General features: G+C 58.6%; 22 protein-coding genes. 10 read left to right on the top strand and 12 right to left on the bottom strand.

Features of this window, described 5'->3' with window-relative positions; all coding sequences use genetic code 11:
- Positions 1–125 precede the first annotated feature (125 nt).
- Together ET34_RS0106205 and nudK are read right to left on the bottom strand one after the other, a co-directional pair.
- The gene (locus ET34_RS0106205) at positions 126–1,166 is read right to left on the bottom strand and encodes a DUF1176 domain-containing protein (protein WP_031520406.1); all 1,041 of its coding nucleotides are present in this window, start codon (positions 1,164–1,166) and stop codon (positions 126–128) included.
- 117 nt (positions 1,167–1,283) lie between these two features.
- Positions 1,284–1,859, bottom strand: a complete 576-nt coding sequence (gene nudK / locus ET34_RS0106200; protein ID WP_031520404.1) for a GDP-mannose pyrophosphatase NudK — start codon at positions 1,857–1,859, stop codon at positions 1,284–1,286.
- A gap of 394 nt (positions 1,860–2,253) precedes the next feature.
- Between nudK and acrD the strand changes: the two genes are divergently transcribed.
- Positions 2,254–5,370, top strand: a complete 3,117-nt coding sequence (acrD, locus tag ET34_RS0106195) for a multidrug efflux RND transporter permease AcrD (protein ID WP_031520402.1) — start codon at positions 2,254–2,256, stop codon at positions 5,368–5,370.
- A gap of 99 nt (positions 5,371–5,469) precedes the next feature.
- On the opposite strand, the gene ypfM is transcribed toward acrD, so the two are convergent.
- The gene (gene ypfM / locus ET34_RS22465) at positions 5,470–5,529 is read right to left on the bottom strand and encodes a protein YpfM (RefSeq protein ID WP_106877467.1); all 60 of its coding nucleotides are present in this window, start codon (positions 5,527–5,529) and stop codon (positions 5,470–5,472) included.
- Positions 5,530–5,714: 185 nt separating this feature from the next.
- Here ypfM and ET34_RS20870 point away from each other — a divergent pair, with 185 nt between their 5' ends.
- The 4 genes from ET34_RS20870 to ET34_RS0106175 all read left to right on the top strand — a co-directional run bounded on the left by ET34_RS20870 (position 5,715) and on the right by ET34_RS0106175 (position 7,965).
- Entirely contained in the window at positions 5,715–6,152 is a 438-nt protein-coding gene (locus ET34_RS20870; RefSeq protein WP_413783765.1) for a GNAT family N-acetyltransferase, read from the top strand.
- 105 nt (positions 6,153–6,257) lie between these two features.
- The gene (locus ET34_RS0106185; protein WP_031520400.1) at positions 6,258–6,614 is read left to right on the top strand and encodes an ArsC family reductase; all 357 of its coding nucleotides are present in this window, start codon (positions 6,258–6,260) and stop codon (positions 6,612–6,614) included.
- A gap of 4 nt (positions 6,615–6,618) precedes the next feature.
- Positions 6,619–7,746, top strand: a complete 1,128-nt coding sequence (dapE, locus tag ET34_RS0106180; RefSeq protein ID WP_031520398.1) for a succinyl-diaminopimelate desuccinylase — start codon at positions 6,619–6,621, stop codon at positions 7,744–7,746.
- A 27-nt stretch (positions 7,747–7,773) separates the two neighbouring features.
- Positions 7,774–7,965 (top strand): YpfN family protein, encoded by a 192-nt coding sequence (locus ET34_RS0106175; RefSeq protein ID WP_031520397.1) that lies wholly within the window; start codon positions 7,774–7,776, stop codon positions 7,963–7,965.
- Between the two features lie 48 nt (positions 7,966–8,013).
- Here the strand turns inward: ET34_RS0106175 and ypfH are convergent, their stop codons facing one another.
- The 4 genes from ypfH to ET34_RS0106155 all read right to left on the bottom strand — a co-directional run bounded on the left by ypfH (position 8,014) and on the right by ET34_RS0106155 (position 12,191).
- Entirely contained in the window at positions 8,014–8,712 is a 699-nt protein-coding gene (gene ypfH, locus ET34_RS0106170) for an esterase (RefSeq protein ID WP_031520395.1), read from the bottom strand.
- A gap of 77 nt (positions 8,713–8,789) precedes the next feature.
- Positions 8,790–10,787 (bottom strand): tRNA(Met) cytidine acetyltransferase TmcA, encoded by a 1,998-nt coding sequence (locus tag ET34_RS0106165; RefSeq protein ID WP_031520393.1) that lies wholly within the window; start codon positions 10,785–10,787, stop codon positions 8,790–8,792.
- 12 nt (positions 10,788–10,799) lie between these two features.
- A complete protein-coding gene (ypfJ, locus tag ET34_RS0106160; protein WP_031520391.1) occupies positions 10,800–11,669 on the bottom strand; it encodes a KPN_02809 family neutral zinc metallopeptidase in 870 nt (289 codons plus the stop codon).
- 105 nt (positions 11,670–11,774) lie between these two features.
- Entirely contained in the window at positions 11,775–12,191 is a 417-nt protein-coding gene (locus ET34_RS0106155) for a winged helix-turn-helix transcriptional regulator (protein WP_031520389.1), read from the bottom strand.
- 82 nt (positions 12,192–12,273) lie between these two features.
- On the opposite strand from ET34_RS0106155, the gene ET34_RS0106150 reads away from it, so the two are divergent.
- On the top strand, positions 12,274–13,209 hold the full coding sequence (locus tag ET34_RS0106150) for an aromatic alcohol reductase (RefSeq protein WP_031520387.1): 936 nt from the start codon (positions 12,274–12,276) through the stop codon (positions 13,207–13,209).
- A 60-nt stretch (positions 13,210–13,269) separates the two neighbouring features.
- Here the strand turns inward: ET34_RS0106150 and purC are convergent, their stop codons facing one another.
- The 3 genes from purC to dapA all read right to left on the bottom strand — a co-directional run bounded on the left by purC (position 13,270) and on the right by dapA (position 16,041).
- Positions 13,270–13,983 carry a phosphoribosylaminoimidazolesuccinocarboxamide synthase gene (gene purC, locus ET34_RS0106145; protein ID WP_031520385.1) on the bottom strand — a complete coding sequence of 238 codons (714 nt, stop codon included), beginning with the start codon at positions 13,981–13,983 and terminating at the stop codon, positions 13,270–13,272.
- 128 nt (positions 13,984–14,111) lie between these two features.
- Positions 14,112–15,146, bottom strand: coding sequence for an outer membrane protein assembly factor BamC (gene bamC / locus ET34_RS0106140; protein ID WP_031520383.1), 1,035 nt, complete (start codon positions 15,144–15,146; stop codon positions 14,112–14,114).
- A 16-nt stretch (positions 15,147–15,162) separates the two neighbouring features.
- Positions 15,163–16,041 (bottom strand): 4-hydroxy-tetrahydrodipicolinate synthase, encoded by an 879-nt coding sequence (gene dapA / locus ET34_RS0106135; protein WP_031520381.1) that lies wholly within the window; start codon positions 16,039–16,041, stop codon positions 15,163–15,165.
- A gap of 147 nt (positions 16,042–16,188) precedes the next feature.
- On the opposite strand from dapA, the gene ET34_RS0106130 reads away from it, so the two are divergent.
- A complete protein-coding gene (locus ET34_RS0106130; protein WP_031520379.1) occupies positions 16,189–16,734 on the top strand; it encodes a glycine cleavage system transcriptional repressor in 546 nt (181 codons plus the stop codon).
- 26 nt (positions 16,735–16,760) lie between these two features.
- Positions 16,761–17,231, top strand: a complete 471-nt coding sequence (gene bcp, locus ET34_RS0106125) for a thioredoxin-dependent thiol peroxidase (protein ID WP_031520377.1) — start codon at positions 16,761–16,763, stop codon at positions 17,229–17,231.
- A 50-nt stretch (positions 17,232–17,281) separates the two neighbouring features.
- Here bcp and ET34_RS0106120 read toward each other — a convergent pair whose 3' ends face one another.
- Positions 17,282–18,346: an AI-2E family transporter gene (locus tag ET34_RS0106120; RefSeq protein ID WP_031520375.1), complete on the bottom strand. Its 1,065-nt coding sequence runs from the start codon at positions 18,344–18,346 to the stop codon at positions 17,282–17,284.
- Positions 18,347–18,577: 231 nt separating this feature from the next.
- Here ET34_RS0106120 and bepA point away from each other — a divergent pair, with 231 nt between their 5' ends.
- Together bepA and arsC are read left to right on the top strand one after the other, a co-directional pair.
- The gene (gene bepA / locus ET34_RS0106115; protein ID WP_031520373.1) at positions 18,578–20,041 is read left to right on the top strand and encodes a beta-barrel assembly-enhancing protease; all 1,464 of its coding nucleotides are present in this window, start codon (positions 18,578–18,580) and stop codon (positions 20,039–20,041) included.
- A gap of 9 nt (positions 20,042–20,050) precedes the next feature.
- On the top strand, positions 20,051–20,407 hold the full coding sequence (gene arsC / locus ET34_RS0106110; RefSeq protein ID WP_031520371.1) for an arsenate reductase (glutaredoxin): 357 nt from the start codon (positions 20,051–20,053) through the stop codon (positions 20,405–20,407).
- A gap of 30 nt (positions 20,408–20,437) precedes the next feature.
- On the opposite strand, the gene ET34_RS0106105 is transcribed toward arsC, so the two are convergent.
- Entirely contained in the window at positions 20,438–21,139 is a 702-nt protein-coding gene (locus ET34_RS0106105; RefSeq protein WP_236633824.1) for a DnaA inactivator Hda, read from the bottom strand.
- Positions 21,140–21,145: the final 6 nt, after the last annotated feature.

The following is a 21,145-nucleotide window of genomic DNA, read 5'->3' as shown; positions in this document are numbered from 1 at the left end:
TGGAAACGCGAGGTGGCGGGCGTACTGCGCTCTACCGTAGGGTGGGTAAGCTTGCGCACCCACCGTTGAAAATCGACATGGCAGGCTCAGGCTTACCCGCCCTGAGTGTTTAACCGGTGCTTATGCTATTTGGTTACCCACAGCGTGGGCCAGGCGTCGGGGCTGAGCCAGTTGTCGCAGGTCGGCTCTTCAGCGTAGCGCACCAGGCGGAAGCGCTGCCCGTCGAAGCGCCAGCGGGTTGCGTAACCACAGTCACCAATACCGCGCCCTTTCGCCAGGGTAATCAGCTCTTTGTTCTTTTCATCGAAGCTGGCATTCATCAGTTCCATGTCCGGGCTACCGCTGGCCGGTGTGAACGGCAGGCGCAGTCGAATCTGGCGCGATGCGAACGGTTTGTGGCGCGACACCAGCCAGGCCAAATCCACGGTGTTGTACGCCCCCGCTTCGCAGCTGATAAGCATCAGTGCCTTGTCATCGCTGAGCGCCGATACGCGAACTGTGCGCCGTTCAGGGTCCAGCGAGCACTGGCTGTTGTTCATGCGCCAGCTGCCGTAATCCAGCAGCGCACTGCGCTCCTCAGCGCTGAGCGGCGTAGGCGTTGGGTTGGTAATGGTCACCGCTTTTAATGCCGGCGCGGGCGGGACGCTAAGCGGCGGCTGGTTGCCCTTCTTGATCCATGCCGTTTCATTGCCAACGCGCTTTTGTTGGGCGTCGACAAAAAGTAGCGCGGCCTTCAGACCCACCAGCGAAATCACGCTGTCGCCACCGCGCAGCGCAATGATCCCGGCTTCCTGAATGCGGGCGAGGAAATCGTTGACGGTGGCGGGATCGTCCGTGCGCAGGTGATGCGGGGTAATCTGCCATTTTCCGGTGGAGAGCGGCAGCGGCTCGCCGTCAAGCAACATACGATCGGCTACCGGCGGCGCTTTATCGGCAGCATTGTCCAGCGTGCCGAGATCGATACGCAGGCTGACGTCAACATGCGCGCCCGCGCTGCGGGTCAGGCTCATGACCAGACCTTTATGATCGCCAACGTTGCGCGCTACGCAGAAGTTCTGATTGTTACAGGTCACCTGCCAGTCATCGAAACGCTTCTGCGCGGGTGCAGCCTGAGCCGCTGATACCAGAAACAGCCCCAGGAGAAGCATAAGGATGCGATAGTGCATGGACAGAAAAACCCCGGAAGAAGAAACAGCCTGGCGCGTATCTTCGGTTGCCGCCCGGCTGTGCTCAATCGGATTTATCGGATAGATTTATTTCGAATGCAACTTAAGAGGTGTGAGTCAGGCCATCACGCCGCGCAGCTGAAGCTGCTGTAGCAGAATCACCGTTTTGCCATCGCGGATCTCGCCGCTGGCGACTTTTTCCAGCGCCTCGGTAAAGGGCATCTCCAGCACGTCGATATCCTCATCCTCTACGCCGCCGCCCGCCCAGGTCCGGTGCGAGTCGTCATATTCCGCCATAAAGAAGTGGATAAGCTCGGTCACGCCGCCAGGAGACATATACAGCTCAAACAGTTTCTCCACCGCACCGACCTGAAAACCGGTCTCTTCAATGGCCTCTTTACGCGCGCAGGCTTCAGGTTCGTCGGCATCCAGCAGGCCAGCACAGGCTTCAATCAGCATGCCATCTTCATTGCCGTTAACCCAGGTGGCGACGCGGAACTGACGCGTCAGCACCACGGTTTTCTTGTCACGGTTGTACAGCATAATGGTCGCGCCGTTGCCACGGTCGTAAACCTCGCGCTTGTGGCGCACCACTTCCCCGTCGTTACGCGTCAAATCATAAGTAACGTTGCGCAGGATGAAGTAGTTGTCTGACAGGATTTTATCTTTAATAACGTCAATTTTAAGCGGCATAGCGACTCCATTAATCACAGCTCCGGCGCGTATTCTACGCGCTTCGACACGGGATGTCCTGAACAGGGCCTCTGATTAAATAAACGTAAAGAGCCGCCGCCGCAGTGCGGTTTTGCGCCAGGCTAAAGACGCGCGCGGCGCCAGGAAAACCAACGTAATGATGCGGGACAAAAAATAAACCGTGATGAAAACAGAAGGTTGCAGCAGTGAGGGTGATGCACTGCGTTTGTTAACCTCTTGTATTTATTGCATTAAAATGACGGCGCGCCGCCTGAAAGCGGCAGGATAATTTACATTATCTCCTTATTTTCTCCACGTTTGATGATCCGTTAGCGGCTACAGTGATGGCGGCTACCAATAATAACGAAACGACTTATCCAGAGGTCTTTATTTAATGGCGAATTTCTTTATCGATCGCCCGATATTTGCCTGGGTATTAGCGATCCTGCTGTGCCTGGGCGGAAGCATGGCAATTTTTTCGCTACCGGTGGAGCAATATCCCGATCTCGCGCCGCCTAACGTACGCATTTCCGCTAACTATCCGGGCGCATCGGCGCAGACGCTGGAAAATACCGTTACCCAGGTCATTGAACAGAATATGACCGGGCTGGATAACCTGATGTATATGTCCTCTCAGAGCAGCAGCACCGGGCAGATGACGGTGACCCTGAGCTTTGAGGCGGGCACCGACCCGGATGAAGCGGTGCAGCAGGTGCAGAACCAGCTGCAGTCCGCGATGCGCAAGCTGCCTCAGGCGGTGCAGAATCAGGGCGTGACGGTACGTAAAACCGGGGACACCAACATCCTGACCATCGCGTTCGTCTCCACCGACGGGCGCATGGATAAGCAGGATATCGCCGACTACGTGGCGAGTAACATTCAGGATCCGCTCAGCCGCGTCAGCGGCGTCGGGGATATCGATGCCTACGGCTCGCCCTACTCAATGCGCATCTGGCTCGATCCCAACAAACTTAACAGCTATCAGCTCACTACGCAGGACGTCACCGACGCCATCTCATCGCAAAACGCCCAGATTGCGGTCGGCCAGCTCGGCGGTACGCCATCGGTCGATAACCAGGCGCTGAACGCGACCATCAACGCCCAGTCGCTGCTGCAAACCCCGGAACAGTTCCGCGCTATCACGCTGCGCGTCAACCAGGACGGTTCGGAAGTAACGCTGGGCGACGTCGCTCAGGTTGAGATGGGGGCGGAAAAATATGACTACCTCAGCCGCTATAACGGTCATGCCGCTTCCGGACTGGGGGTCAAGCTCGCCTCGGGGGCCAACGAAATGGCGACGGCGGAAGCGGTGCTGAAGCGGCTCGATGAGCTGGCGGCCTACTTCCCGCACGGGCTGGAGTATAAGGTGGCCTATGAGACCACCTCGTTCGTTAAAGCCTCTATTACCGATGTGGTAAAAACCCTGCTTGAAGCGGTGCTGCTGGTATTCCTGGTAATGTACCTGTTCCTGCAGAACTTCCGCGCCACGCTGATCCCCACCATTGCGGTGCCGGTGGTACTGCTCGGCACCTTTGCCACCCTCTACGCTTTTGGCTACAGCATTAATACCCTGACCATGTTTGCGATGGTGCTGGCTATCGGTCTGCTGGTGGATGATGCCATCGTGGTGGTGGAAAACGTCGAGCGCATCATGAGCGAAGAGGGACTTTCGCCCAAAGAGGCAACGCGTAAATCGATGGGCCAGATCCAGGGGGCATTGGTCGGGATTGCGCTGGTGCTGTCAGCAGTATTTGTACCAATGGCCTTCTTCGGCGGCACCACCGGGGCTATTTATCGCCAGTTCTCCATCACTATCGTCGCTGCGATGGTGCTCTCGGTGCTGGTGGCGATGATCCTCACCCCGGCGCTGTGCGCCACGCTGCTCAAGCCGCTGCATAAAGGCGAGCAGCACGGCCAGAAAGGCTTCTTCGGTGCCTTCAACCGCCTGTTCAACCGCAGCGCGGCGCGCTACGAGCGCGGCGTGGCGAAGATCCTCAACCGCAGCCTGCGCTGGATTATTATCTACGGCCTGCTGCTGGGCGGAATGGTGTTTCTGTTCCTGCGTCTGCCTACCTCATTTTTGCCGCAAGAGGATCGCGGCATGTTTACCACCTCGGTACAGCTGCCCAGCGGCGCTACCCAGCAGCAAACGCTGAAAGTGGTGCAACAGATCGAGCAGTACTACTTCACCCATGAGAAAGATAACGTCACCTCGGTATTCGCCACCATCGGTTCCGGACCTGGCGGCAATGGTCAGAACGTGGCGCGGATGTTTGTACGCCTGAAAGACTGGGACGATCGCGACGCCACCACCGGCACCTCCTTCGCCATTATTGAGCGCGCCACTCAGGCATTCAGCTCAATCAAGGAAGCGCGGGTATTTGCCAGCAGCCCGCCGGCCATCAGCGGGCTTGGCAGCTCTGCCGGTTTCGACATGGAGCTTCAGGATCACGCCGGTGCCGGGCACGATGCGCTGATGGCGGCGCGCGACCGTCTGCTGGCACTGGCAGGCGACAACGCTTCACTGACCCGGGTGCGCCACAACGGTCTGGATGACAGCCCACAGCTGCAAATTGACATCGACCAGCGTAAAGCACGCGCGCTTGGGGTATCGATAGATGACATCAACGACACGCTGCAAACCGCCTGGGGTTCCAGCTATGTGAACGACTTTATGGATCGCGGGCGCGTGAAAAAGGTCTATGTGCAGGCGGCAGCGAAATACCGCATGCTGCCGGACGATATCACCCGCTGGTACGTGCGTAATAATCAGGGCGGGATGGTGCCATTCTCGGCCTTTGCCACTTCGCACTGGGAAACCGGCTCGCCCCGGCTGGAACGCTACAACGGCTATGCCGCGCTGCAGATTGTCGGCGAAGCCGCGCCCGGCGTCAGCACCGGTACCGCGATGGACGTGATGGAAAACCTGGTCAGCCAGCTGCCGGGCAATTTCGGGCTGGAGTGGACCGCGATGTCGTATCAGGAACGGCTTTCCGGCGCGCAGACACCGGCGCTGTACGCCCTGTCGCTGCTGGTGGTCTTCCTCTGCCTGGCCGCGCTGTATGAGAGCTGGTCGGTACCGTTCTCGGTGATGCTGGTGGTGCCGCTGGGGGTCATTGGCGCGCTGCTGGCAACCTGGATGCGCGGCCTGGAGAATGACGTCTATTTCCAGGTGGGGCTGCTGACGGTGATTGGCTTATCGGCGAAAAACGCCATTCTGATTGTGGAGTTCGCCAACGATGCTAACGCCCGGGGGCAGGAGTTGCTGGCGGCGACGCTGGAGGCCTGTCGTCAGCGCCTGCGTCCTATCCTGATGACCTCACTGGCGTTCGTCTTCGGCGTGCTGCCGATGGCCACCAGCAGTGGCGCAGGCTCCGGCAGCCAGCATGCGGTGGGAACCGGGGTTATGGGCGGAATGATTTCGGCAACGGTGCTGGCAATCTTCTTCGTGCCGCTGTTCTTTGTCCTGGTGCGCCGCCGCTTCCCGCTTAGCGACCATCAGCAAAACTGAACAAAAAAGGCGGCTATTAATTAGCCGCCTTTATTCTCATGCGATGAATCGCACTGTTTTAATTTAAGAACATCGTGCTCTTGCTTTTCTTACTGGAGGTTATTTACGAAGCATGGCTTCGATAAAATCTTTCCAGTTCCCCATTTCGTGTTCAATCATAACAACCTCTTCGTATTCTTATTAGAATTATACGAGAATATATTTTCAAAGTGAAGATATTTTAACCAGTGTACAACCGCGCTATGCTGGGTTGCTGGAGGCTATTTTCCGCTATTTTTTATGCAATGACTGTGACAGCCAACAAGCATTTATATTAATTTTTCGCCGCTGAGAGGGTATTGAAGATGCAGTTGCTGACCAAAGAGAATTGTCCGGAACCGGACTGGCGTGCGCTGGCGCTGCTTATCGAGCGAGGCGGCCTGAACGCCCGCGATCCGCAACTGCTGGCCCAGGCGTATCGTCACAGCACCTTCTGCTGGTACGGCTATGAGGGTGACAGGCTTATCGCCACGGCCAGAGCAATCAGCGATTTAACCTGGGCCAGCTACCTCGCCGACGTGGTGATCGATCCTGATTATCAGGGTCGTGGTTACGGTGCACAGCTGATGAATGAAATTAGCCGTACGCTATTACCCTTTGGTAAAGTCTTTATCTATTCAGTTTGCGATAAGGTCGAGTTTTATAAAAAATACCAGTTTTCACTGCTGACCACCGGAATGGTAGCGAGCAGTCCGGAGTCCGGAGTCCTTATTATCCATGCGCGAGCAGGGCTATATTCATGAATAAGCCGCCTGTCTCCGGGTTATATTTAGCGCACTTTTAGTTATCATGATTAGCATTCTAAAAAACTGAACGATTTTTGCAATTTTCATCAAAAGGATTCATTTATGGTTGTGATGTACGGCATCAAGAACTGCGACACCATCAAAAAAGCGCGCCGCTGGCTGGAAAACGCCGGTGTCGAGTACCGCTTTCACGACTACCGCGCCGATGGCCTGACGCCAGCGCTGCTACAGAGCTTCATTGACGAGCTGGGCTACGAAGCGCTGCTCAACACCCGCGGCACCACCTGGCGCAAGCTGGATGAGGCAACCCGCAACGGCATTACCGATGCCTCTGCCGCCGCTGCGCTGATGCTGACGATGCCGGCAATCATCAAACGCCCATTGCTCTGTGCGCCCGGTAAGCCTATGCTGCTTGGTTTCAATGAAAATAACTATCAGCAGTATTTCAACGAGGTGTAGTGCTATGTCTTGCCCGGTCATTGAGCTGACGCAACAGCTTATTCGTCGCCCTTCCCTGAGCCCCGATGATGCAGGTTGCCAGGCGCTGCTCACCGAGCGACTGCGCGCCGTTGGTTTTACCATCGAAGCGATGGACTTCGGCGATACGCAGAACGTCTGGGCATGGCGCGGTCAGGGTGAAACGCTGGCGTTTGCCGGCCATACCGATGTGGTGCCGCCGGGGGATGCCGATCGCTGGATCAACCCGCCGTTTGAACCCACCATTCGCGACGGCATGCTGTTTGGTCGCGGTGCGGCGGATATGAAAGGCTCGCTGGCCGCGATGGTGGTTGCCGCCGAGCGTTTTGTGGCCCAGCACCCGAATCACAAAGGCCGTCTCGCCTTCCTGATTACCTCCGATGAAGAAGCCAGCGCGCAGAACGGCACCGTAAAGGTGGTGGAAGCGCTGATGGCCCGCAACGAACGCCTCGACTACTGCCTGGTGGGCGAGCCATCCAGTACCGAAGTGGTGGGCGACGTGGTGAAAAACGGTCGCCGCGGCTCGCTGACCTGCAACCTGACCATTCACGGCGTGCAGGGTCACGTTGCCTATCCGCATCTGGCGGATAACCCGGTGCACCGCGCTGCGCCGATGCTCAACGAGCTGGTCGCCATTGAGTGGGATCAGGGCAACGACTTCTTCCCGGCAACCAGCATGCAGATTGCCAATATTAAGGCGGGCACCGGCAGCAACAACGTCATCCCCGGCGACCTGTTCGTACAGTTTAACTTCCGCTTCAGTACGGAACTGACCGACGAGATGATCAAATCCCGGGTAATCGCGCTGCTGGAAAAGCACCAGTTACGCTATACCCTCGACTGGTGGCTTTCCGGTCAGCCATTCCTGACCTCGCGCGGCAAGCTGGTGGATGCGGTGGTGAACGCGGTTGCGCACTATAATGAAATTAAACCGCAGCTGTTGACCACTGGCGGCACCTCAGACGGCCGTTTTATTGCGCGTATGGGTGCGCAGGTGGTGGAGCTCGGGCCGGTCAACGCGACGATTCATAAGATCAACGAGTGCGTCAACGCCGCCGATCTGCAACTGCTGGCCCGGATGTATCAACGTATCATGGAACAGCTCGTCGCCTGACGACTGCCACGTAAAGAGGATAAGCGCATGGAATTGCTGGCAAAATACTGGTGGGTACTGGTGATCGTGTTTATGGTCGGGGTGCTGATCAACGTGATTAAAGATTTGAAACGCGTCGATCACAAGAAATTTCTCGCCAACAAACCAGAGCTGCCGCCGCATCGTGATTTCAACGATAAGTGGGATGACGAAGACGACTGGCCGAAGAAAAAGCCGTAATAAAAAAGCCCTCCTGCGAGGGCTTTTTTTATCGGTGCGTTTCGCTACCTACAGCAGCTCAATGATATCGTCATCTTTCGGCTTACCGCCGCTTAACGCCTCATCGAAGTAGCGCTTCGGCACGGTAAAGCGCAGGTGCTCAATGGCGCGCTCCATACTGCGCTCATCAATGGCGTGGCCCAGGTCGTCAATGATATCCAGCGTCACGTCCCCACCCAGCTGAACCAGCGCTTCGGCAGCATCTGCGGCATGAGCCAGCTCAATTACCCGGTCTTCACCGCCGTGGATAAAGTGCACGGTAACACCGGTCGATGCCTGTGCCGGCACGCGTGCGAAACGCCCGTTGAAGGCGATAACGCGCGACGCCAGGTCAGGCTCCGCCTGCGTGCTTTCCAGCGCCATGATGGCGCCCTGGGAAAAGCCGATCAGCGCCGTCGCCGCACCGGCTAATCCACTCTGGCGCTGCCAGTAGCGTACCGTCTCGACAAAGCGCGGCATAATCTCATCGATACGCGCCTGACGGTTCTCCTCCGTCACGCCCTGCACGGAAAACCACTCTCGTCCAGGTTCGGGCCCGCTGGGTGCCGGACCGCCGACGCTGACCACCAGCGCATCCGGGAAATGCGGCGCAAACCAGCGACCGATTTCGCTCATGGATACCGGGTTATCGCCCACGCCGTGAAACAGCAGCAGCAGCTGTCTGGGGGGAACGTCCGGGCTTTGTACTACTACGTGGTCATGCTTCATTACGGCCTCCTCAGGTACTGAGTCACAGTCTACGCCGGGTAATCTCAATGACCATGCCATTTAACTGAATGACTCAGTTAAAAAAATTGCAGTGCGGCGATGGTGCTCTGTAACGCTTTGCCGCGCTCGGGATCGAGGCTGGCAAGCGCCAGGCCCACCTCCTGCCGAAGCTGTTTCACCTGTGCTTTTCGGCCCTCTGCGCCCTGCTGCTGCCCGCTAAACCAGCGACGCAGCGCGGGTAAGGCCAGGTCAGCGGCCAGCAGCAGCCGGTTCAGGCTGCCGATGCAGGCCTCCGGCGGGCGATGCGCAAAGGCAAATCCCGCCAGCTCGCGCCAGTCCTCATCATTAAGGGTAGCCTGGTGTGAAGGAATGACCGGCAGTTCCTCGTCGATCCACGGCTGGAGCCATGTGGCATCCCGGCGCAGCCGCTGGTGTTCATGCCCGGCCAGCGCGTGTCCGGCTGCGCTCAACGGCAGGAGTGCCATTGCGGTATAACATCCGCTGCTCGCTTCCCGATGGCTACCGAAACGCACCAGCGTAAAGCCGCAGCGCTGCCAGAAGCGCCACAGCTCAGGGGTGTATCCGAAGCTGACGGAGAGATAATCACAATCAGGATGCGCGTTCGCCTGCGCCCATGCGATCAGCTGCGCGCCGATACCCTCCCGCTGTCGCGCCGGATGCACCGCGATACGGCTGATGCGTAGCCCGCGCAGCGTTGCGGCATCGGGGCTTCCGCCGTGCGCCGCCAGCGACTGCGCGACCAGGTTGCCGCGCGGCCGGCGAAATCCAGCCCACACGGCGGCACTCAGCGCGGTACTCAGACCGCCCTCCTCTACCAGCCACAGCGCGCCCGCCGGACGTTCGCCCGCCAGCGCCTGAGCAAAACGCTGCCCAGGCGCGTCCATCATACGCCGCAGGTCGAGCGGTGAGGTGCGGTAGTGCGCCCCGGAAAGCAGGCGATAGAGCGCTGCGATATGACCGGGGTTATCACGCCACGCCCGCTGCGTCAGGGGGGCGATGCGGCATTCCCCAGCAGGCCGCAGGCGAAAATCGTCGTCATCAAACAGCAGTAGCGCAGCGATAAAGCGCTCCAGCGCATCGTTCCGCGCCCAGCGTACCGGTTGTTCGAGGCTGAAGGTGCGCAGCCCCGGCACGCTGGCACAAAATTTCAGCATGAAACCGCGCCCGGTGCCTTCGTAGCCCTGCACCGTGGTGACCAGCAGCACGCGCGGGAAATCGGCCAGCAACCTGCGCAGCAGCGGCCCAGGAATGGCGGCAGCTTCATCAATGATGAGCCAGTCATATTCAGTTAACGTGTTCTGTTGCAGGGCAGCGACCAGCGCATCCGGGGCGATAAACTGAAAGCCTTCTCCGGCATGCTGTGCCAGTACCGTCGTGGCGGCTTTTGCCGGTGCGGTCACCAGCACCGCGCCCGGCCAGCGGCGCACCAGCATCCCGGCCAGCGCCGACTTGCCGCGTCCGCGCGGAGCGGTAACTACCGCTGTGCCCCGCGGGAGGGACAGCAACGCATCCAGCACCTGCTGCTGCTCGCGCTCGGGTTCTCCCGAGGCCATGCACCACGCCGGGCCGTCCGGCGGCGTGGGTAACTGAAACGGCTCACCCTGCCGCCAGTGCAGGACGGCGTCGTCCTCCAGACAACAGGCGATAAAATGGCGGACGAAATGCGGGGTGGGAATGGGTTCCGGCCTGTCGCTCCAGCGTCGGCTGTCATTATCCGGCTGCGCGGCCCAGCGCTGCCACGGCGGAGTGAGCAGCACCAGCCAGCTGCCGGCGCGCAGCGTACCTGCCAGCGCCGCCAGCGCGTCGGCGGCAAAACCGTCCCGGGCATCAAACACGGCGTGGGTAAACTCCCGGCCCAGCAGCGTGCGAACCGCGGCTGGCAGGCAGTGCTGCTCCCCTTGTGGGCGCTCACTTACCGTTAGCCAGTCGCCGGGTAACGCGGCGGAGAAACGTGCCAGCTGCATTTCTGTCCAGGCATCATCACCCTCAAGCACCAGCACACGACGCTGACCCGTTCGGGCCAGCGCGGCGGTAAAGGCAGACAAATTAGTCATCGCAGGAGGGGATCACAGACGCACGTCATTACCAAAGGTGTTGCACTGGGCGGGGTCGCCACTGTCGAAACCGCGTTTGAACCAGGTGTAACGCTGTTCAGACGTGCCGTGGGTAAATTTCTCCGGGACCACCCGGCCCTGGCTCTGCTGCTGCAGGCGGTCATCGCCAATGGCTTCAGCAGCGTTCAGCGCCTCTTCCAGGTCGCCGGACTCCAGCACGCCCTGCTGCTGCATGGTTTTACCCCATACGCCCGCAAAGCAGTCGGCCTGCAGCTCCATGCTCACCGACAGCTTGTTAGCTTCCGCTTCGCTGGCATTCTGCTGCAGCTGACGCACTTTTGGTTCGATGCCGAGCAGCTTCTGCACGTGGTGACCGACCTCATGGGCAATCACATAGCCCTGGGCGAAGTCGCCGCCCGCACCAAGCTTGCGCTTCATCTCGTCATAGAATGAGAGATCGATGTAGACGGTGCTGTCTGCCGGGCAGTAGAACGGCCCCATGATGGACTGGCCGTTGCCGCAGCCGGTGCGGGTGGAGCCGCGATACATCACCAGCTTCGGCTGCTGATAGGTGCGGCCCATCTTCTCAAACTGCTGGCCCCAGCTCTCTTCGGTAGTCGCGAGGATCACCGACGTAAACTTCGCCGCCTCGTCCTCGTTCGGGCTGATGGAGCGCTGCGTACTCTGCTGGGAGACCGGCTGTTCGCCGGTGAGCAGCGAAGTGAGATCGACGCCGTAATACCCGGCCACCACCACGACCAGCAGCAGCACGATGCCGCCTTTCCCTCGCGGCAGGCGAACACCGCGTCCTCCCATCGCCGGCCCGCGGGCATTACGTCTGTCCTCTACGTTGTCGCTTTCGCGACGACCTTGCCAACGCATAATTAACCTCTTCACGATTTGTTTTTATGTATAGATCGTAGGTGGTTAACGCGCGGATTACCATCTCATTCCTGCCCATACTGCATGCGCACGCATCAATTACGCTCACGCTGCGCGGTGACGTTGCTCGTGGGCTTCGCGCGATGCCCTGAAAGCGGCGCTGTTGCTGATGATCCAGTTCCACAGCGGCAGCATGGCCAGCAACATCTCTTTCCCGAGGCCGGTGAGGGTGTAATCCACGCGGGGATGCGGCGTTTTTAGTTGATGATCGTGGCGCGTAATCAGGCCATCCCGCTCAAGCTGGCGCAGAGTACGCGTCAGCATCCGCTGCGTCACGCCGGGTAAGGCGCGCGCCAGCTCAGCATGACGCAGCGTTCCCTTTGTCCCCAGCGTATAGATAACGCCAGTCGACCAGCGGTTACCGGCATGGCTCAGCACCTTCCTTTTCAGCCGATCGTCGTCATCGCTCAGGGCGTCACAAATCACTGAAAAGGCTTTAATTTGTTCATCATCCAGCGTCATTTTTGGTTCCGGTATCATCGTTGTGCCTGATTGTCAGCTTCATTCCGCCCCGGCAGGATGACGTTAACAAGAGGAGAAAAGTATGAACAATACCGTTACCCGACCACGAAAAAAAATTCTTATCCTTGGTGCCGGTGAGCTCGGCATGGCGATGCTGAACGGGTTTATCCACCAGCGGGCCACGCACAGGGAAGCCCAGCTCACGGTGCTGCTGCGCCCTGCATCCATTAAAGGAGCGTTATCACCGGATCAGCAAAGCCGTTTGCAGTGGCTGGCGGATAATGACGTTGCGGTTCTCAGCGCTGATTTTAATGCGCAGTCAGACCGCGAGCTGGCAGCGCTGTTTGCCCCGTTTGATGCGATTATCAACTGCAGCGGCTTTGTCGGCGGTGCCGGAACCCAGCGGAAAATCACTCAGGCCGTACTGCTCGCCGGGGTGAAGCGTTATTTCCCCTGGCAGTTTGGCGTCGACTATGACCGCATCGGTAAAGGAAGCGGTCAGCCGGTGTGGGATGAGCAACTGGCGGTGCGGGAGCAGCTTCGGGCCCAGCACCATACTGAATGGGTTATCGTTTCAACCGGCATGTTTACCAGTTTCCTGTTCGAGCCGCTGTCTGGTGTGGTGGATATTCCCGGAAAACGCGTGGTGGCATTGGGCGAGGCGGATTACGCCCTGACGCTGACGACCCCTGCTGATATTGGTATGCTCACCGCGGCACTCTTCTTCCACCAGCCGGAAATCAAAAACGACGTGGTCTATGTGGCCGGTGATACCCTGAGCTGGCGCGAACTGGCCGCAGTCCTGACCCAGCACTATCGCGCTACGTTTACGCTTGAAGTGGCTGATGTCGCCAGCCTGCGCGAGGCGGTGCGCAGGGCACCCGATGATGTTTCAGCAGCCTATCGACTGGCCTTTGCCCGCCCCGATGGTGTGGCATGGGACAAAGCCGCTTCGTGGAACGCCCGTCATGGCATTGCGGTAACGGATGTCGCGGCCTGGCTGCGCGAAAAGGAATAAAGGCGAAAAAAAGCCGGGTGCGGAAAGTCCGCCCCGGCTCAGATACGGCAAAGTGAATTATCAGTCGAGATTTACGCCCAGACGACGCGCCACTTCCTCGTAGGCTTCAATCAGGCCGCCGAGGCTCTGACGGAAACGGTCTTTGTCCATTTTATCCATGGTCTGTTTGTCCCACAGGCGTGCGCCGTCCGGGGAAAACTCATCGCCCAGCACCACTTCACCTTTGAACAGGCCGAACTCCAGTTTGAAGTCCACCAGAATCAGCCCGGCGTCGTCGAACAGCTTAAACAGCACCTCGTTCGCGCGATAGGTCAGTTCCTTCATGCGCGCCAGATTCTCTTTGCTCACCCAGCCGAAGGTTTCGCAGTAGGACTCGTTCACCATCGGGTCGTGCAGCTCGTCATTCTTCAGGAACATATCGAACAGCGGCGGGCTGAGCTCAATCCCCTCTTCGGTACCCAGACGCTTCACCAGCGACCCGGCGGCGCGGTTGCGGATCACGCACTCCACCGGCACCATCTCCAGCTTCTTCACCAGCGATTCGGTGTCGGACAGCAGCGCTTCAAGCTGGGTCGGAATGCCCGCTTCCTGCAGTTTCGTCATGATGAAGTGGTTAAACTTGTTGTTCACCATCCCTTTACGGTCGAACTGCTCAATGCGCGCACCGTCTCCTGCTGACGTATCATTGCGGAATTCGAGCACCAACAGATCCGGGTTTTCCGTGCTGTATACGGTTTTCGCTTTGCCACGATACAACTCAGCTTGCTTTTGCATCTTCAATTACTCCAGGTGTGGTGACCGCTGCGCGGCCTGATAATTAATGCGTAAATGCTGCTTACGTGCCTACGCACACGTTTGCGTAGACAGGATAAAAAAAGGCCGGACGCGTCCGGCCTGAGGTATTACTTGCTGAATGCGGCCTGGAAAGCGGCAACCAGCGCGTCGTTCTGCGACTGCGTAAGGGTATGGCCTTTCGGGTCGATGAACTGCAGGCTGCTGCGGTTATCGAGGTCGCCAACCTGAAGCTTGTAGTCGCCCGCCGGCAGCTCCGGATCGCGCGCGCCCAGCTCCTGCCAGTCGCTGTCGGACAGCGGCTTGTAGGTTACGGCGATGTTACCCTGTGAGCGGGTCGTATCGGTCACTTTCATGCCGACTTTCTCAAGCGCTGCGGGCAGACGGCTCCAGACAACATTGAACGGACCACGGACGATCAGCACCGGCAGGCCGACATCATCGGCACCGCTCTGAACATCAAGGTCGGAAGCGGAACGGTTTTCCTGCGCGGCCTGAGCGGCAGCCTGGGTTTTATCCAGATCCGCAGCGATAACGTTCAGCATCTGCGCGCTGTAGCGCTGCAGGGAAGCGGCATCCGCAACCGGCTTGCCGGACTGCTCAAGATTCAACAGCTTAACCACGATTGCCTGCTGATAGCCCTGCGGCTTCACGGAAACCTGGTAGCGGCCACGATACTGTTCGTCTTCGTCGGCACGGTTCCACTGCACCCAGTCGGTGGTCAGGGTCTGCGCGGCGTCGTCACGTTTGTCGATGGCATAATTCTGCCCCTGCAATACGGAGACAACCTGCGGCCACAGCGAGCCAGAACGGCCGCTTTCAACCAGCAGCGTGGCGGTATCACCGGTAAACTGGGTGCGTGCGCCGGTCACCAGCGCCAGCGGCTGTGCAGGCGGACGAATATCCAGCGCCTTGCCGACAGCGCCGCTGCCGTTGGTCACTGGAATGTTGTAGTTACCGTTTTCGACCGGCAGGATCATCCCGGCGGGTGCATGAAGCTCCGCCAGCGGCTGCGCATCCAGATAGGACTCGTCTCCGCTGACCTGACGCTTGTAGCGTGAATCGGAACTGCAGGCAGCCAGCAACATAATTAATGAAACGCTAGCGACCTTTGCTACACGCGACTTCTGAACTGAATAAGCCATCAAATCTCCCTAAACTTTACAGCAAACCGGCAAACTTAAGCGCACTGGCAACCGCGTCACGACCTGCGTCGGTGATCGGTGTCATTGGCAGACGCAGCGTGTCGGTCGCCACAAGTCCCAACTCCTTACAGGCCCATTTCGCCGGGATCGGATTGGGTTCGACAAACAATTTATGGTGAAGCGGCATCAGGCGCTGATTGATGATGCGTGCCTCGTTGAACTGCCCTGCGGCAGCCAGACGGCACATGTCCGCCATATCACGCGCGGCGACGTTGGTAGTGACGGAAATCACCCCATGACCGCCGAGCTGCATGAAGTCCAGCGCGCTGGCGTCATCACCGCTGAGCAGCACGAAGTCGTCTTCGACCAGCTCTTTGATCTGATGAACGCGGGTTAAGTTCCCGGTGGCTTCTTTAATACCGACAATATTTTTTACTTTCGCCAGGCGGCCAACGGTCTCCGGCAGCATATCGCACCCGGTACGGGACGGCACATTATACAGAATCTGCGGCAGATCGGTGTGTTCCGCGATGGCTTTGAAGTGCTGGAACAGGCCTTCCTGAGTAGGACGATTATAGTACGGCGTGACGGTCAGGCAGCCGGCAATACCGCTGTCGTTGAAGCGCTGCGTCAGGCTAATGGCCTCAGAGGTGGCATTCGCGCCGGTGCCGGCGATGACAGGAATACGTCCGTCAGCCAGTTCCAGCGTCATCATTACCACATCGCCATGCTCGTCGTGGCTGAGCGTCGCCGATTCACCCGTGGTCCCTACCGAAACAATCGCCGACGTCCCGTTGGCAATATGATACTCAACCAGCTTTTTCAGGCTTGACCGGCAGACATTACCTTTGTCATCCATCGGTGTGATAAGCGCGACAATACTTCCCGTGAACATGGGCCATCCTCTGTGCAGACAATAATCCCAATGGTACGTTTGGTGCCCCGGTAAAAGCAAGCGACGAGGCAACGCCGGGGCTGTTGTACCGATGATTTTTTTATGCTTTCCTTAGGATTACCTCACCGAATCACAGGAAGTTCAGGTTTGACTGCATCAGCTCAGCATTTTCTTGTCATTACCGCACTGGGCGCTGACCGCCCAGGAATCGTTAATACCATCACGCGTCACGTGAGCAGCTGCGGTTGTAATATTGAGGATAGTCGGCTGGCGATGCTGGGTGAGGAGTTCACCTTCATCATGTTGCTGTCGGGAAGCTGGAACGCGATCACCATGATCGAATCCACCCTGCCGCTGAAAGGCGCCGAGCTGGAGTTGCTCATCGTGATGAAGCGTACCACCGGCCAGGCTCGCGCCATGATGCCGGAAACCGTCTGGGTGCAGGTAGAAGTGCCCGACTCGCCGCATTTGATTGAGCGTTTCACCGCATTGTTTGACGCTCACGGCATGAACATCGCCGAACTGGTGTCGCGCACCCAGCCGGCAAAAGCGGACACGCCGCCGCAGCTTTTTATTCAAATCACCGCTCACAGCCCGGCCTCGTCCGACGCATCAATAATCGAGCAGGCGTTCAAAGCACTATGTACAGAACTCAACGCGCAAGGCACTATTAGCGTAGTGAACTACCCGTAGCACGACGAACAGGATGGAGAGGAGTAATGAATTCACTGAAAGCCGGTGACATCGCACCGAAATTTAGCTTGCCCGATCAGGATGGTGAACAAGTAAATTTGGCCGACTTCCAGGGACAGCGCGTTCTGGTTTATTTCTATCCCAAGGCCATGACCCCAGGTTGCACCGTTCAGGCGTGCGGCCTGCGCGATAACATGGACGATTTGAAAAAAGCCGGTGTCGAAGTGCTGGGTATCAGCACCGATAAGCCGGAAAAGCTCTCGCGCTTCGCCGAAAAAGAGCTGCTCAACTTCACGCTGCTCTCCGATGAAGACCATAACGTCTGCCAGCAGTTTGGCGTCTGGGGCGAAAAGTCCTTTATGGGCAAAACCTATGACGGCATCCACCGCATCAGCTTCCTGATTGGTCCTGACGGCGTGGTGGAGCATGTGTTCGATAATTTCAAAACCAGCAACCACCACGATATCGTGCTGGACTGGGTGAAAGCGAACGCCTGAGTTTTGCGCTGTGACAAAGACAAAAAAGCCGACTGACGTCGGCTTTTCTTTTAGCGCTCTTCTATCGACAGCCCGTCGGGCCAGGCGTGCACCACCGCTTTCACCAGCGTCGCCAGCGGGATCGCGAAGAACACGCCCCAGAACCCCCACAGCCCACCGAAAATCACTACCGAGAGAATGATCACCAGCGGATGCAGGTTCACCGCTTCGGAGAACAGCACCGGCACCAGCAGGTTTCCGTCCAGCGCCTGGATAATCAGGTAAACCGCCATGCAGCTCCAGAACTCCGGGCCGAGCCCGAACTGGAACAGCGCCACGCCCACGACCGGAATAGTCACCACAAAGGCGCCGATGTAAGGGATGAGTACTGAAATGCCCACCAGTACCGCCAGCAGCAGCGAGTAGTTCAGGCCGAACAGCACAAAACCAATCCAGGTGGCGACGCCCACCACCACCATCTCCAGCACCTTGCCGCGTATGTAGTTGGTGATTTGCTGGTTCATCTCGACCCACACCTGCCCGGCCAGCCCGCGGTTGCGCGGCAGAACGCGGCGCACGGCGCTCAGCATCTGCTCTTTGTCCTTCACCAGGAAGAACACCATCAGCGGCACGAGGATCAGGTAAATCGCCAGCGTCAGCAGACCGACCAGCGATGCCAGGGAATATTTCACCACCGAGTCGCCCAGCCCCATCATGCGGGTGCGCATATTCTCCGCCATCGCATCAATGATGCCGGCATCCATCAACGCCGGATAGCGTTTCGGCAGGGTGGCGGCGAAATCGGAGAGCTTATTGAGCATGCCTGGCATGTCGCGGATCAGATAGATGCCCTGCTGCCAGGCGACCGGGGCCACGACCAGCAGCAACATCAGCAGAATGCCAACGAACAGGATCAGTACCAGCGAGGCGGCCAACGTCCGCGAGCAGCCGAGACGTTCCAGCCGCGCGGTCGGCCACTCAAGTAAATACGCGAGGACAATTGCTACCAGCAGCGGTGCCAGCAGGCCATGCAGGAAAAAGAGGATACAAAATCCGGCAACCAGAATAACCAGCAGCGCTATCGCTTCAGGATCGCTGAACCTGCGACGATACCACTGCATTAACATTTCGAGCATAACCCGTCCCTGACAAGGTGATGGAAGGCAAAACAGGGCTGGAATTGTAGCGAAATGTGACAGAAAAGACTTCGCTTTTTCGAGCCGCGTTCAGAAAAGAGCAGGCCCGGTAAATATCGTTTTTATAAATCGTCGCTGACCCGCTACACTCCGAGAGCGCCCGGTATTATGCGGAACGAAACCGCGCCGGCCCGGTCAAAATGTTGATTTGATTGATACAGGATAGAGGTTATGTTCAGGCAGTTGAGAAAAACGCTGGTTGCGACCCTCATTACGACCCTGATGGCCGCCCAGGTGGCGCCCGCCTGGGCCGATACCACCGACGACCTGCCTGACATGGGCACCTCAGCGGGCAGCACGCTCTCCATCGGACAGGAACTGCAGATGGGTGACTACTACATGCGCCAGCTGCGCGGTAGTGCGCCGTTAATCAACGATCCGCTGCTGGTGCAGTACGTCAACAAGCTGGGGATGCGGCTGGTAAGCCATGCAAACTCGGTGCGCACGCCGTTCCACTTCTCGCTCATCAATAATGACGAAATAAACGCCTTCGCCTTCTTCGGTGGCAATGTGGTGCTGCACTCGGCGCTGTTTCGCTATGCCGACAATGAAAGCCAGCTCGCCTCGGTGATGGCGCACGAAATCTCCCACGTCACCCAGCGTCACCTGGCGCGCGCAATGGAAGATCAAAAACGCAGTGCGCCCCTGACCTGGGTCGGCGCGCTCGGCTCGATTCTGCTGGCGATGGCCAGCCCGCAGGCAGGGATGGCAGCCCTCACCGGTACACTGGCCGGCACCCAGCAGGGCATGATCAGCTTCACCCAGCAAAACGAACAGGAAGCGGATCGCATCGGCATTCAGGTGCTGCAGCGCTCGGGCTTCGATCCACAGGCGATGCCGACGTTCCTGGAAAAGCTGCTCGATCAGGCGCGCTACTCCAGCCGTCCGCCGGAGATCCTGCTGACTCACCCCCTGCCGGAAAGCCGCCTCTCGGACGCCCGCAACCGCGCCAACCAGATGCGTTCCGTTGTCGCGCAATCCTCAGAAGACTTCTATATGGCGAAGGTGCGCGCCCTCGGCATGTATAAGTCGGGCCGTAATCAGCTCACCAGCGATCTGCTGGATGTGCTGGCAAAAGGCAACGTGCGCGAGCAGAACGCCGCCCGTTACGGGCGCGCGCTGCAGGCAATGGAAGCAAAAAACTTCGCCGAAGCGAAAACGCTACTGCAGCCGCTGCTGAGCGCCAGCCCGGCCAACGCCTGGTATCTTGACCTCGCGACCGACATCGACCTTGGCCTTAACCGGGCCAGCGACGCCATCAACCGTCTGAAAAATGCGCCGGACCTGCGCAATAATCCGGTGCTGCAGCTCAACCTCGCCAATGCGTATCTGGAAAACAGCCAGCCGGCCGAGGCGGTGAAGATCCTTAACCGCTATACGTTTGCAAATAAAGAAGACACCAACGGCTGGGATCTGCTGGCGCAGGCGCAGGCAGCGCTTAACAGCCGCGATCAGGAGTTGGCCGCCCGCGCCGAAGTGCTGTCTTTGACGGGTCGTCTCGACCAGGCAATCTCCCTGCTCAGCAGCGCCAGCAGCCAGGTTAAAACCGGCAGCCTGCAACAGGCGCGCTACGATGCGCGCATTGACCAGCTGCGCCAGCTGCAGCAGCGCTTCAAGCCCTATGAAAAGATGTAAGGAATAACCATGTCAGAGACGATTACCCTCTATCACAACCCGCGCTGCTCAAAAAGCCGTGAGACGCTCGCCCTGCTGAAAGACAAAGGCGTGGAGCCGCAGGTGGTGCTTTATCTGGAGACGCCGCCGGATGCGGCGACGCTGAAGGGGTTGCTGCACAAGCTCGGTTTCGCCAGCGCGCGTGAACTGATGCGCACTAAAGAAGAGCTGTATAAAACCCTCAACCTGGCGGATGCATCCCTGAGCGAAACGGATCTGATCGCTGTCATGACAGAAAACCCGAAACTGATTGAACGCCCGATTGTCGTGGCAGGAGATAAGGCGCGACTCGGACGTCCGCCCGAGCAGGTGCTTGAGATCCTGTAACCAGCGCCCTCCCTGCGAGGGCGTTATTATTTACAGCCCGAGGATCTCTTTGACGAACGGAATGGTGAGTTTGCGCTTGGCGGTGATGGAGGCGCGATCGAGCTGATCGAGCGTCATAAACAGGGTGCGCATCTCACGGTCGAGGCGCTTGAGCAGAAAACGACCCACGTCTTCGGGCAGTTCGAAGCCGCGTAACCGGGCGCGCAGCTGGAGCGCCTGCAGTTTTTCTTCATCGGTGAGCGGCTGCAGCTTGTAGATTTGCCCCCAGTCAAGGCGCGAGGCGAGATCGGGAAGCTGAAGATTAAGCTGGCGCGGTGGACGATCGCCGGTGATCAGCAGGCGCGTCTGGCCGGATTCCAGGATCCGATTGTAGAGATCGAAAATCGCCATTTCCCAGGGGGCGTCCCCGGCGATGCATTCGATGTTATCGATACACACCAGCGACAGATGCTCCATCCCTTCCAGCACTTCCGGCACAAACCAGGTGCGCTTATCCAGCGGCACATAGCCCACCGCTTCACCGCGCTGAGAGAGTTCGGCGCAGGCGGCATGCAGCAGATGACTGCGCCCGCCCCCTTCCCGCGACCAGAAGTAGATATAACCGCTGTGATCCTGACGCAGCACGTTCTGCAGCGCGGCAAGTAAAGAGGGATTATCACCCGGCCAGAAACTGTCGAAGGTTTCATCATCGGGTAGAAAGAGTGGCAACGAGAGCTGAGCCGGTGTGTTCAGACGTAC

The sequence above is a fragment of the Siccibacter colletis genome (assembly GCF_000696575.1).
In the GTDB taxonomy this organism is placed as follows: Bacteria; Pseudomonadota; Gammaproteobacteria; order Enterobacterales; family Enterobacteriaceae; genus Siccibacter; species Siccibacter colletis.
Note: the sequence above shows the minus strand (reverse complement) of the source record. Positions and strands in the feature narration are given on the sequence as shown.

Excerpts from the sequence above, each read along its gene's own strand:
- ET34_RS0106205 (WP_031520406.1), bottom strand. The coding sequence starts at position 1,166 with ATGCACTATCGCATCCTTATGCTTCTCCTGGGGCTGTTTCTGGTATCA.
- nudK (WP_031520404.1), bottom strand. The coding sequence starts at position 1,859 with ATGCCGCTTAAAATTGACGTTATTAAAGATAAAATCCTGTCAGACAAC.
- acrD (WP_031520402.1), top strand. The coding sequence starts at position 2,254 with ATGGCGAATTTCTTTATCGATCGCCCGATATTTGCCTGGGTATTAGCG.
- ET34_RS20870 (WP_413783765.1), top strand. The coding sequence starts at position 5,715 with ATGCAGTTGCTGACCAAAGAGAATTGTCCGGAACCGGACTGGCGTGCG.
- ET34_RS0106185 (WP_031520400.1), top strand. The coding sequence starts at position 6,258 with ATGGTTGTGATGTACGGCATCAAGAACTGCGACACCATCAAAAAAGCG.
- dapE (WP_031520398.1), top strand. The coding sequence starts at position 6,619 with ATGTCTTGCCCGGTCATTGAGCTGACGCAACAGCTTATTCGTCGCCCT.
- ET34_RS0106175 (WP_031520397.1), top strand. The coding sequence starts at position 7,774 with ATGGAATTGCTGGCAAAATACTGGTGGGTACTGGTGATCGTGTTTATG.
- ypfH (WP_031520395.1), bottom strand. The coding sequence starts at position 8,712 with ATGAAGCATGACCACGTAGTAGTACAAAGCCCGGACGTTCCCCCCAGA.
- ET34_RS0106165 (WP_031520393.1), bottom strand. The coding sequence starts at position 10,787 with ATGACTAATTTGTCTGCCTTTACCGCCGCGCTGGCCCGAACGGGTCAG.
- ypfJ (WP_031520391.1), bottom strand. The coding sequence starts at position 11,669 with ATGCGTTGGCAAGGTCGTCGCGAAAGCGACAACGTAGAGGACAGACGT.
- ET34_RS0106155 (WP_031520389.1), bottom strand. The coding sequence starts at position 12,191 with ATGACGCTGGATGATGAACAAATTAAAGCCTTTTCAGTGATTTGTGAC.
- ET34_RS0106150 (WP_031520387.1), top strand. The coding sequence starts at position 12,274 with ATGAACAATACCGTTACCCGACCACGAAAAAAAATTCTTATCCTTGGT.
- purC (WP_031520385.1), bottom strand. The coding sequence starts at position 13,983 with ATGCAAAAGCAAGCTGAGTTGTATCGTGGCAAAGCGAAAACCGTATAC.
- bamC (WP_031520383.1), bottom strand. The coding sequence starts at position 15,146 with ATGGCTTATTCAGTTCAGAAGTCGCGTGTAGCAAAGGTCGCTAGCGTT.
- dapA (WP_031520381.1), bottom strand. The coding sequence starts at position 16,041 with ATGTTCACGGGAAGTATTGTCGCGCTTATCACACCGATGGATGACAAA.
- bcp (WP_031520377.1), top strand. The coding sequence starts at position 16,761 with ATGAATTCACTGAAAGCCGGTGACATCGCACCGAAATTTAGCTTGCCC.
- ET34_RS0106120 (WP_031520375.1), bottom strand. The coding sequence starts at position 18,346 with ATGCTCGAAATGTTAATGCAGTGGTATCGTCGCAGGTTCAGCGATCCT.
- bepA (WP_031520373.1), top strand. The coding sequence starts at position 18,578 with ATGTTCAGGCAGTTGAGAAAAACGCTGGTTGCGACCCTCATTACGACC.
- arsC (WP_031520371.1), top strand. The coding sequence starts at position 20,051 with ATGTCAGAGACGATTACCCTCTATCACAACCCGCGCTGCTCAAAAAGC.